Below are 13316 nucleotides of genomic sequence, written 5' to 3'. Positions count from 1 at the left end.
TCAAACGGTATCTCCTGATCAATACATTTTACGGTTCCGTCTGCGAACTTCTCGTAATATGATTTATCAGAACGGTAAATATAAGATTCGTTCTTATCGCGCTTAATTTTTTTCTCTTTGATTAATCGTTCTTTTTCTACACGTATTTTTTCAATAAGTACTGACGCTGGTTCGTCATTCGGATCTTGAGGAACTAGTTTACCACGTATTGCTAAATCGAGGATTTTTTGTCGTAATTTTTTCGTATCCATTATTCCTCAATTTTTCCAATTATTTCTTTTAACGAAGCTACCGCTTTTGCGATGTTAAAGCTTTTCTCTTCAATCTGTGTGATCAATTCGGCAAGCGACATATCAACGGTATCCTCTCCGGTTTTAATCCATGTAATATCAAGACTGGTTTTATCTCTTTTCAATAATTCTGCTGAGGAGTATTTTCTCCAGCGACCAGATAAGTTTTCTTCAGAGTAAGTTTCTGTTCTGTCATGAATATTGTTTGTGTTGTAGCATTTTACAAAATCATCTAAATGCTGACGCTGCATAGGGTTGGTGGCTAATGTGTGTTTTACATTTGTACGATAATCGTAATACCATGTTTCTTTGGTCTTATTACCTTTAGAAAAGAACAAAACGTTTGCTTTGACTCCATTTGCGTAAAAAATACCCGTTGGCAGACGAAGAATCGTATGAAGGTCAAATTCAGTCAGTAATTTTTTGCGAATCGTTTCTCCTGCGCCACCTTCGAACAACACGTTATCTGGTAATACAACAGCTGCTCTTCCTCCGTTTTTAAGCATTAACATAATGTGCTGCATAAAATTTAACTGATTGTTGCTAGTAGATACATAAAGATCAGTACGCATAGAAGCAATATCAGTTGAGCCCGCCGGACGATTTCCGAATGGAGGATTAGCAAGCACAACATCAACCAGTGTGTCCGGCTCTTTTTCTAATGAATCGCAACATTCTATAGGACTACGCTCTGTACCGATTCCATGTAGGTATAAGTTCATCGAAGCCAAAGTAACAACAAGAGGCGTGTTATCATTTCCATGCAATGCTTTATCGCGTAAAAACGTACGCTTGTCTTTATCCTGCGATTGTTCTTTCATGTAATCATAAGCAGCAAGAAGGAATCCTCCAGTACCACAAGCCGGATCACAAACTGTTTCTCCAATTTGAGGATGGGTGACCTCAACCATTGTGTTGATCAATGGTCGTGGTGTAAAGTATTGACCCGCACCACTTTTTTTGTCTTGACCATTTTTCTCAAGAATACTTTCATAGATCGCTCCTTTAACATCTCCGTCCATCGAAAGCCAGTTTTCTTCATCAATGAGCGTTATGACTTTTTTGAGATATACGGGTTTGTCTATTTTGTTTTGCGCTTTGGTATAAATTGTACCTATCAGATTATCTTCCAGACTTAGTATTTTAAGCGATTTCTCATACTGATCGATTAGATCAAGTCCGTCAAGCTCTGTTAAATCATTCCAGCGAAAACCTTCCGGAATCGCAGAATCTTCACCGAAAATTTCAACATTTTCGTTATCCATCTTCAAAAATAAGAGATAGGTTAACTGTGTAATATAATCTGTAAATCCAACACCTTGTGAAGAAAGAATGGTAGCTAAACTCCATACTTTTTTAGTAAGCGACTGTTCGCTTGCAATTGTTTTTTTTGCCATTAATGTTTTTATTTTAAGCAGCTTTTAAAATGAATTGTGAAAGTGATATTATTGCGGTATTGACAGCATCTGCTGAGCCAAAATTTCCTATCATTTGAACGACTAAAGGTTTGTCTTCTTCTTTAATGTCATTCATAGTGCAACTACCATTAGCTACAATGTAATTAACAACGTTGCGGATAATTTCTTTTTGAGCTTCAGTCAATGGACGTTGGTTTTGCCCGCACCAGAGCTCAAATCGACTCGCAGCAGTGGATGATAGCGAACGTAATTCAGGAACTTTTTTAAAGGCGAAGCGTACCAATTGAATGATATTGGTTAGAGCATCTTTTTCATCTTTTGAGCGAAATGAAACAACATGAGTCGGATCAAGAATAGAATAAGTATTCCATAATAAAACAGGATTAAACTTGTTACTAATTTGAACGAGCTTTTCTCTTAAATCTTTAAGCATTCCGTATGTAATTGGGGCATTTGTATTGTTGTAAATAATACGCAAAGCTTCTATTTCGTCTTTATGTGTATTGATATATTCCTCAAATGCTTGTGTTGTTTTTTGAGCTTCTTCAATTGAAAATCCTTTTTCAATTAAATTGTCTTCTCCCGGTTGTAAAATGGCTATAAATCCATCATTTAACTCTAACAGATATTGTCGTGCTTTTGGGTTATGGGCTAGAGCTTTAACAAGTCCCTTTCGAACAAGATTAGATTGGTTGATATCAATAAAAGGCTCTAATGAATCACCTTCCAACACATTGAATATTTGTACAGCCAAATCTTTGATCTCAATTCCTGCTAAATCAGTGAATTTTTGACGTTGTTGATCATCAGATTTGATATTGATACGTGATAAACGACTTGCTAACAATCTTAAATTGTCATCTGGCAAATCTCCATGCGTGATGCGTTCCAATAATATTTTTAGTGACATATTCGGGGAAGAAAATTCACCACCTGGACGAGTAACCTGCATTTCATGTTCTGTTACTCCAACCGCATCTACCAAAAAGAAAAGATCTTTACTGATGGCATTGGGCGTTACATTTCGAAGTTGTTCATCTCCTATAGTTCTTACGCCTCGTCCTTTCATTTGTATATATAAAGAATCAGATTCTACATCGCGCATAAACATGATAACTTCCAGAGGTTTAACATCTGTCCCTGTTGCTACTAACGTTACCGTAACGGCAATGCGAAAATCTTTATCATTACGAAAACTTCTGATGAGTTGATTACTGTCTCCTGCAGAATAGGTGATTTTTTGAACAAAATTTTCGGATTGGTTCGGAAATATCTCTTTAGCAATTCGAACTATATTTGTCGCATGGGCATCGTTTAAAGCAAAAATGAGGGTTTTAGGAATATATTCTAATTGAGCTGCTCTATCCGGGTATAATTCCGTATATATAGCATCACGATAAGTTTCTAAAATCAACTTGATTTGCGAAGGATTAACGATACTACGATTCAGTTCCGTAGAAGTGTATGTTTTTTCTACTGAATTTTTCACATCTTCCGTTTTACCAGAATACTTTGTTATCTGTGTGATATTTTCACCTTCTTTTATCGCGCCTCCGCTTTCTGTAGTTTGCGTCTTGATACGGTATACACGATAATCAACGTTGATTCCGTCAGCAATAGATTTTTCGAGCGTATAATTTACAATACAATTATTATTAAAAAAGGCTTGGGTTTCCGGAGCAGGTGTAGCCGTTAGACCAATCATTTTCGCGGATTTAAAATACTCCAGAACTTGTCGCCAATTACCATAGATAGAACGATGGCATTCATCAATAATGATCAAATCAAAGAAATCAGGAGGAAGGTTCAGTTTTCCACCCAATTGTATTTCGTTGTCATCTTCATTATTTGACTCATCATTATCGTTGTCATCCAGTTCCTGACCTGTAAGTAGTGCAAAAAGCCGTTGAATAGTTGAAATAATTACATTAGCATCTTTGGGGATTTTCGCAGATTTTAGCCGTTCTGTGGTAAAAATTGTATTTAAAGGCTCTCCTGTTTCTGTTAGTCTGAATGTTCCAAATTCTCCTTCTGCCTGTCTTCCTAAGTTGTTTCTGTCAACAAGAAACAGTACTTTCTTCATCGGTGTATATGAAAGCAATCTATAAGCCGCCATACATGCAGTAAAAGTTTTGCCCGATCCTGTTGCCAATACCATTAGCGCACGAGATTGTCCTAATCTAAAACTGGATTCCAATTCAGTAATTGCTTCATATTGGCAAGCTCGTAATCCTTTCTTTTGCAGAGTAGGTAAACCGGCATAGTAATCTTCTATACCAAGCATTTTTACGATTTCTTTTGGTGAGTGAATACGAGAAACAGCGGTATAGTTCTCATCGGGATTGTTTCTATTCTTGAATAGAATCTCTTTGCCGTTAGATAAATAAACTATGGGTAAGGGGTGATACCAATAAGAACACCAACTGGGCAATCTGCGAACATATCTTTCAGCTTGCTTAATGACAGTATCAGATAGCTGATGTTCTTCTCTTTTTGCCTCAAGTACTCCTATCGCTTTTCCATTGATAAACAGGAGATAATCAGCTTCAAGATTTCCTTTTAATAGTCCTTCCTCAATTGCCACAGCTGAGAGTTTAGGTGAGTAATTGTCTCTATTGACGATTTCCCACCCAGATTCATTCAGCATCCGGTTGATTATTTCTCTGGCTTTTCCTTCAGGGGTCATTTTCCTTCTATATAATTTATATTATCGGAAGTAAAGTACAAAAATAATAAATATCAAATGATATTTTGCGAATAACAATTTCAAACTGCTATATCTTCGAGTTATCCGTATATACATATCCTTTTGTAGGATATTATTTGAAAAATATTAGGAATAAACAGCATTACCAAATCGTTACCTGACTTTTTTGATTATCCTCATAAGACTTTGTATTCAACTAAAAGTACCCCGATATCGCAGATTTACTTCGTCTGTTCGTCTAAAGCCTCGGGTGCAATCCGTGACAATAAAATAGAAAACTTTAAAATAAAAAGCCTGCTCCGATAAATCGGAACAGGCTGTGAGAGATTCTTATGCTATTACAAATCGGTAATAGCAGTCAAAGATAGTATAAGTGGTATTTGTAAAATAGGAACATAGGCATCGGTAACCGAATAGGCTGTAAGCGTAAAGCTAAAGGTACCGTTGTTCTGTTGCGGACTGGTACTATTCATCCAGTTTGTAATACCGTCGGTTAGCATATTGGCTATGTTGGCACCATGTGCGGTTACATCTACTGCGGTTGGCGTTAACATCACCACCGGAACATCGATCGTAAAGGTTGTTCCCGGTATGCTATAGGTATAATCGCATTGCATTTTGATGTTAAACTCGGTAATCGAAGCGTCAATATTGAGTGTTAAAGCGTCAAATAAAGCCAGCAATTGATTTTGTAACGTTCTACTTGGCGCTGCCGGATAACTTGGCGTTGCGATCTGAGCGATATTAATCGCGTTATCGGTATTCAACAACGGAATAAGTTTGTTGTAGAACATCACCTGTGGCGTCTGGTAAATAAACAACGGATTGGTCGTTTGCCAGCTACCATCTTTATTTTGAAGTAATTCTTCATTTCGGATTACAGCAACGCTACTCCATGCATTTTGCGCACTCAAAATATCCAGATCGTCCAACACTACATTTCGCGACGGGTTGACATTTCGGTCTTCATACAACAGATAAACACGCTGTCCGTTGTTATCCAATTGGTAATAACGATAGGCAAGTGTATCACCCGGAATCAATTCGTTGGTATAGTTATCAATCGTCACGGTGATATTGGCATCCGCCGATTTCGAATCTTCCGGAATAATAGTCAGGATCAGATAATCGGTTTCTTCTTCATAACTCTCGGTAATCGTATAGCCTAAGGTATATGGTGGTGCCGGAGTGAAGTCCGCTTGCATAGCCATGTTAACCGTTTTTCTTGGGTTTACCTGGTTGGTAACCGACCATTGTGCGGCGACCTGATTAATGATGTCAATAAACGCAAGCATGGCATAACGGGCATCCTGAGCCAATTCTGAATTTGCGTCCATGGTGGCCGGCGTTAGCATTGCAAGACAGTTGTCAAAATCGGCATTTAACGACGGATAGGAATCGATAAACTGCGCCAAAGCCTGATACATACCCAGATTTTTGGTATTCATCACCGTATAATCACTCTGGTTTTCATCGGTCACATTAAACTGCACTTCCGTTACAATGGTATCCTGTGCTGCCGAAGTGTTCTGATAGGTGTAGTAATACACCCACTGACGGGCTTCTTCAATGGTAGGTGAGGCATCGTCGTTGGCAGGATAATTAAAGTTCTGAGCCGTAACCGATGGCGGTGTAGGATAGGAGCGCAACGGCACCGGAATGGTGGTTTCGCCCACATCGCCCATTTGTGCCAATGGTGTGACTTCGGAATTGATTTCACCGCTTAACGGAACGATAAACGTGAGCCATGAGGAAGCCAGATAATCGTCCAGATCCGGAATTTCCGTGATGTCAAATTCCATATGACTAACGTTGTATTGCATATCGCCAAAAGTAAAGCTACGGCTTTCGGCACTGTCTTTGGCTTCAAACATGTAGGTTAGCCAGGAAGCACCGTTTGCGGTTGGTACTTTTGCGGTCGATAAGGAATATTCGGTGGATGTAGGAATTTCGTCGGTACCGGAAAGTGTCGGATCAAGCCCTAACATTTTTCCATATAAATTCGGTACAAACGGCGCATGTGGTGGATCGTTGTTCGCATCGGCATATTCCGGACCGCTATACGACGAACTGATACTGGCCGTGGTTTGTACGGAAGCGACATAACGATAGGCATTCGAAAGCTGAATCAGGATTTGTTGTTTCCATTTTTCCTGGGCATTGCCGATGTTGGACGGATCTTTTGCCGTACAAGGAGGCGATGTTTCTCCACTACAAGGATCGATGATAAAGTCGATGGTGCCTTCGATAGCTTCGGCAATGGTTTGCTTGGCATCGAGTATTTGTTGCAGATAATCCGGATCGTCCGGGAATACCTTATAAGCCGTTAGTAAAAAGGCCGGAACGGAATAGGCCGGACTCAGGAATTTATCGACCGCCTGAAGGAATTGTAATCCCCAGCTATCCATATCGATGCTGTTAAAGTTTTTAACCACACTACCGTCCGGAGCGCCTTTGTCGTAACTGGCAATCGAAGCGGAGAACGATTGCAGACTCGTAGCCAGCGGAACCGGTGCAAAATAATAGGTTTGGTCTTTATCAAATCCAAAACGCAATCCTTTGGCACCCGTACTGTCAAAACGGACCATCCATAATGGCGCATTGGCTGTGGTATCGCTGTTTCCTTTGGTAAGATTCGCTCCGGTTGCGGCTTTTAAGATAATACCGGTATACGGTTGGTTCAGGAAGGCCGTTTCAAATTGTTGCGCAAAATAAGTCAGCGCCAACATGCTATTCTGACTGTTGTCGGATAGCGGTTGAATTTGAGTTGTGGCTTCGGCTACACCGGCTATACCCACAAAGTTTGGATCGAGATTGGCGGTACGAACCATACTGAAACTGGTTGTAATTAACGCTATTTCCGGTAGGCTAACCAGGTTTGTCGTGGTCATTTGTGTATTGAGCGTATAGGCCTGTACATCTACAGCGGCTTCTCCGGCCACTACGGTTTTTAGATATTCGATTATCGGATTGATAAATTGTTTCAGTAGTTCCGAATTCGCCAGCTCGTGTACCATAGGAGTGGTGTTGCCCTGGGCATCAACGGTGTCTTCTACGGTAGTTGTATAACGAAGTGCCATATTCGGACTGTCCAATTGATAATACAGGTTCATATAGGTCTGTAAATCAATTTGGGCGTTGTTTTGTGCACTTTCTCCTTTATAGCGTGACGTATTAAAGTTGAAGGTCAGACTTAGGTTTGGTGCTTCCGAAAGCAGGCTAAATAAATACGATACCGATACCGATGGCCACTGACTCAGTGCGATGATGGCATCACTGTATAATACCTGCATGGCGGTATGTAATGGCTGCGTATCGTTTGGCGGAATATTACCAAACATATCCTGCCAGTTTAAAACCATTTCAACGGTATCGCCAATTCCGGCATATGGATTCGGATATAACGGATCGGTTCCTTCCGGTTGTACGTATTTGTAATACGGAATCACGGCATTATAGTTCCAATCTTCCAGATCGTCGTTATCCGATGTATTGCCATCTTCGGTGTTGGAAACGGCTTCATCATCGGTAGAATCGACCGGACCGGCCGGAGTTGGGTTTATATAATCCGGGATGGCAGGTACCGCAAGGCCAATCAGGTTAAATTGGGTTTCCAGATAGACCTGATCTTCAGCTAAGGTTGGTACCGGTTGTGTTGGCACATAATCACCCGGATTTTGTCGGGAAACTTCATAGCCGACGGTTCCCGGTAGTAATGTGGCAATACGGGTGGTATACTGCTGATCCAATGGTGCTGTTTCCGGCGATTGTACAAATACGGATGTAATGGAAGTATCAATCGAATCACCAATGATCACACTATTTACAAATGGACTGTTAATTAGGGTATTATAGGTGATTTGTATCGCAAGATTGGCAACACCGGTTCCGGCAAATAAAGAATCCGGTAAGCCGTTGGTGGCATTGTTTTCATAGTAGAAATAGTAACCGCCACTGCGAACGGTACTACATTCCCATAATAGTTTGACAAAATCACCGGCTGTATTTAAGGTATTGTAAGTGCCCTCCGGAGTTGCTTCCATAACCATCATGCGCATCATGCTTTCGGCAGGATTGGTTTCGGTGGAAAGATTCGCCTGAATAATGGCTGTTTTATAGTCGCCATTGGCATCCGACAGATAACCGCCATTGCTGTTTTGTGTCGGATCCGGTTGGTAGATAACCTGGATTTGTTGTATCGTACGGGTACCGTCGGTATCGCCTATGGTATTCAGATAGGTAAGGAGCTCCTGTAGGTAAACGGTACTGGCATCATCGGCACCTACAAGGTTGTACATATTTCCGGAAAGTGGTGTTACCAATCCGGATTGTGCCGTTATTTTTTGTAAGGTAAAGTTAATCGTAGTTCCCCACGTATAGTTTTGCACATCGGCCTGTGTGGTTCCGCTGGCCGTTGTGGTGAGCGATTTGACTACAAATTGCCAGTTGTTGCCTTGTTCGGAGAAAATAGTCGTCAAATTGGACGGTAATTTCCAGATATACGGCTCATTGGTAACTTCCGGATAATAATCGCCCGGATATTGCCATAAAGCCGGACTTCCCAATGAGAAGGTTTGTGGGGTATCGTTATAGTTGATCAATGGACTTGGGCCATAGGTTAACACCGGACTAAGCGAAATGGCCGCAATATCATGAATGTGCTGTATCTCGTTATTGTCGATGGTAACGGTGAGTTTGTTATCGGTTCCGGATACCATATTGATCCAGGATTCGTTCGGGTTTTCCAAAACGATAGAATATACATCACCTTGTTGTAACGTACTCGGAATGGCGAGTTGTTGGCCTGTTAATACATATAATGGTTGGGTTACTCCGGTTGCGGCATCCGGTGGTGCCGGCAAACGCATTCCGTGTAACATAAATCGCGAAGCCATACCGCTGATACCGTCGATACTGTCGGTTACTGCATGATTTACGACATCGCTCACCGTTCCGGAGAAGGTTTCCTGAGTGTTCAGGTAGTCCAACGCCGATTGTATGGCTTGTTTGGCCAGTAAGGCTACGAAATCGGTAAACATAAACGTCGGAAACGATAAATTATGTTGCTCCTCGTAGGTCGGATCGGATATATTCTCACAATCGGTTGGCGCATAGTAATCGGCGGTCATATCCGATTGGTAATCGACACTGGTCGACGCCAATAAGGCCGTAATATCGCTAATATAGTTCTGATCGCCGGTCATGCTTTCCGTAGCAAAATCGATCGGGTTTCCGGCGGTTCCGTTTAAAATGGTATTCAGCAATAATTCCGGAACAACCGGGAATACGGCGGCATCCATAGTGCCTTCGGTGTTGGCATCGACCGCGCGGATGTTTAATTCGAAATACGTACTGAAAAAGGTTTTGATATCATCTTGTGCCGCATTGCTATAGTTAAACGGCGGTTCGTGATTCGGTCGCGTATTAAAATAGCAGAGCATACTGTTCATCTGGTCGGCGGTGATCGTTTGGTTTTGAAGCCAATCCAGTCCTGTATTGTCTGCTGTATTTCCAATTAAGGCATTGATAGCCCAATATAAAACACCTTCGGTTACGCCAAAAAGACTGTTATTGTCCGGATCGGTGTTAATATAAAGCATGGCAATATATTGCGGACCGGAGGCGCCGCTTTCGCCGGAAACGGTTAATTGCGGGAAGAACATTAAATCCAACGGAACCTTGGCAGTGGTTTGCAACGGTTGCCATTTTAAAACAACCGGAGTCGTTTCGGCAAGGCTTAAACGTTGCAGACTTCGGTAATTTTGCGGTAAGGCACCTTTGGCCAAAGCATCTTTCGACGGACAAAGGTTCCACGGTGCGGAGGCCGATGTGTCGCTTCCTACGACAAATGAGGCGCTGATGGTGGTGCTGAATCGAAGCGAAACTTTGATCGAGAACAATCCCAAATGGATTTTAACGGTTAGTTTTACCGAAACACCGGCTTCAAAGGTTATCGGAATCGGCATATAGCTTTCGATCGTCATCGTGATATAGGCATAGGCCATAATATCGACTTTGGCCGAAATAATCGCAAAGTTGACTTCTCCGTAGATATGACCGGTCAAACCAAAAGTTCCCTGTACTTTATAGTAGGTATCGTCGTAGGTATCCAGGTTTGGATTCGCGCTGAAAAATCCTAATACACCCTGGAAGATTCCAACAGCGGTAAGCGATAATCCGGCTTTTAAGATTCCTTCGTCTACGGTTTTACCTACACCAAGCGAAAGGCCGAGTCCGAATTCGATAACCGGGTTAAAGTTACCGCAGGTTGTTGTCGGTACGCTGTTGGAGGTTGCACCGCTGAGGTAACCAAAATAAAACCCGCCATATCCTAAAAATGGAAATACCTGTATGGAAAAAGAACGCGAAAAGTCGGTAATACTGGCCGGAAATCCGAAGTCGAGGTAGAAATTTCCGTTGGTGTAAATCTGTACGCCTATAATCGGTAAACTGATCGATACTTCGCCAAATTCAAAATGCCGGAATTCATCCGGTAATTGTAAATCCAGCTGGTACATTCCGATCGAGTCGTTTATTTTTTTGTAAAGGATTTCAAATTGTAAGTTTTTAAAATAATTGGATTCCGGACTCACGCCAATTAACAAGCCATAAAGGTTCGGATCGTTAAAAACAGTCGCCACACGATAGAATTTGGCCACGGTAAAATCGGCTCCAATTAACCAGTTGCTGTTTTGATCAAATACAAGCGTACCGGGTTTGGTATCGGGTGTTGCGGCCGGAACCGGAATCGTACTGTCACCGGTATTGGAAGTCGTGGTAAAGGCTTCTTCCAGTGCCGTGATGGCTTCGTCAACCGAGTTGAGTTCCGGCGAATCATAAAGCGACACGTGTTGCCCCATGGCCAGGAGTTTTAAATCGAAAAATTCTTCTCCCATTCCCGGTACCGGTGGCATTTGCGTGGCATCGCTACCTTTTCCGTCTTCCTGTAACGGCGAATCGGGTTCGATTGGCAGTCCTAAAAAGGTTCCGGTAAAGTACATATAAACACCGCTACTGGAGGCGTCTTCGGCATCTTTGGTGATTTTTAAGGTTTCGATATTGATAAACCCAAGATCGATATGAAGTGGGATCGTAGCTACAATGCTACTTTTGTTGTTTTCTTTATAACGGGTATAGGTAAATTCAAATCCGGACAGGTCGATGGTATCGAGTAAATTCCACGGTGCTGCCAATGAAAACCCGGGACTAAAAGTACCTACAAATGTAGTAATTAGTTCGCCTAGCGAGATTTTATCGAATTTGATGTCGATGCTGTCGTAGTCGGTGTTGCCGATATAGGTTATGTTACAGGCAAATTCCGGCATGTTGAGGTATACCTGTGTTTCTTCGGAACCAAATTCGTAACCGACTTCAAAGGTTAGGCCAAGCATTTGACGGGCATCGGCGATTCCGGCAATGGTTCCCGACGTACCGTTTTCATCATATTTTATCGCCACACTGGCGTCGAGTTCCAAGTCAAAAGAACTGTATTGCAAATGCCAGTTTACATCACCGCTAACATCGTAGGTGGTAAGCTTGGTTTTGTCGTCCGGTACTACGGTTACAAAATTGACATTACTGATGTTTGGTAAATTATCGGTTACCCAACTTGGAATATCGGCCATACCAAAGGCTTTTAGAAACGTATAGGCGATAGAACCCAGGGAAATGGTCTGATCGGTACCCGTACTTGCGCCAAAAGTCCAGGCTGTGGCATCATATCCGGCATAAATGGTTAGATCAACACCGGTTTGATCATCTGGGCCGATATGGAAAAAACCGGCAATTTCTCCGGTAGTCGTTCCCTGAAGACTGTTTACGTCGAGGTTGAGTCCTGTCATCGTAAAACTCAGACTCGGGTCGTTAATGGTAAAGAAAACCCAGTTGCTCACAATGGAACAATTGAGGGTATAGTTTTGAGAATCGGGATCGATTTCGATATTTAAAACTTGTATTTCGGATTGCAGATCGATCGTAGTACCGCTCCAGAACATCGTAAGCAGATCGCCCAGTTGGATCGTTCCTTCAATGAGTTGGACACTGGCCGTAAAATTCGGATAATGTGCCGTAAGGGCTATAGTGTTGGAATCGGGTGGACCGATGGTAAAGGTTCCGTTGATGGTAAAGTCGGTACTACTCGCACTGGACGAACTAAAGCCCGAAACGATACAGTAAATATCGATACCGGTAATCGCTACGCCGGGTAAGATCTGCCAGATATAGTCGGGCGGCGTACTGATTTCAATACCCATATAGTCGACAATACTATTAGCGGAATCGTAACTGATGTCGATCGATTTTAAACCTAAGGTACTCAGTGTACTAAAAGGCTGCGGTAACGCGGTGGTAAGGTTGATTCCGCCGGCCAACTGGTAAAAATTGGAAATACTCGGATACGGATCGGAAAAAAGCCCCTGAAACATCCAGATGTTATCCGTAACGGGATACCCCATAGCCACTTGTAGCGTCACTCCGGTGTTGATGGTTCCACCAACGATACCCACAACAGGTAATTCGGCTTCGGGAATACAAAGCTCGTAATACGGAAGGGTAACGCTAAACCAGTTAACGCCCGGTAAGGCTATGGTTTCGCCTAAAAGCGTGATATAAAAGGTTGAGTTAAGAATTTCATTTTCAATATAAAACTTTACAAAACAATCGCAGTCGGGTATCTGGAACGAGGACGTTACTCCTTTTATAAGAATAGTGTTTTCGTCCGGCATTGCAATCACAACGGCATTGATAATCAATTGTCCGTCCGGTACAAATTGTTTGTAACTGTTTGAGGTGATCGGAAGATCGAGCGCAGCAGTGGCATTTACAAAGTACAGTTGATCATCGCTGTTAACCTGTCCTTGTAAGCCCGTATAGAGTTGTTGTAGTTGTTGCGTATCCATAATG

The 13316-nt window shown here is 42.1% G+C and carries 3 protein-coding genes and 1 pseudogene; all 4 read right to left on the bottom strand.

All coding sequences use genetic code 11. The features are described from left to right. Positions 1–251, bottom strand: a pseudogene (locus tag Q1R07_RS09105) (restriction endonuclease subunit S); the annotation flags it as partial. Next, the gene (locus Q1R07_RS09100) at positions 251–1687 is read right to left on the bottom strand and encodes a class I SAM-dependent DNA methyltransferase (protein WP_300488910.1); all 1437 of its coding nucleotides are present in this window, start codon (positions 1685–1687) and stop codon (positions 251–253) included. The pseudogene Q1R07_RS09105 and the gene Q1R07_RS09100, both read right to left, overlap by 1 nt. Positions 1688–1700: 13 nt before the next feature. Continuing rightward, positions 1701–4394, bottom strand: coding sequence for a type I restriction endonuclease subunit R (locus Q1R07_RS09095; RefSeq protein WP_300488908.1), 2694 nt, complete (start codon positions 4392–4394; stop codon positions 1701–1703). A gap of 359 nt (positions 4395–4753) precedes the next feature. Continuing rightward, positions 4754–13312, bottom strand: coding sequence for a hypothetical protein (locus Q1R07_RS09090; RefSeq protein WP_300488905.1), 8559 nt, complete (start codon positions 13310–13312; stop codon positions 4754–4756). Between the last annotated feature and the right edge of the window lie 4 nt (positions 13313–13316).

Origin of the sequence: Flavobacterium sp. (genome assembly GCF_030146175.1) — a bacterium.
Lineage (GTDB): Bacteria > Bacteroidota > Bacteroidia > Flavobacteriales > Flavobacteriaceae > Flavobacterium.
The sequence above is the reverse complement of the archived record's forward strand: the minus strand, read 5'-3'. Positions and strand labels throughout refer to the sequence as shown.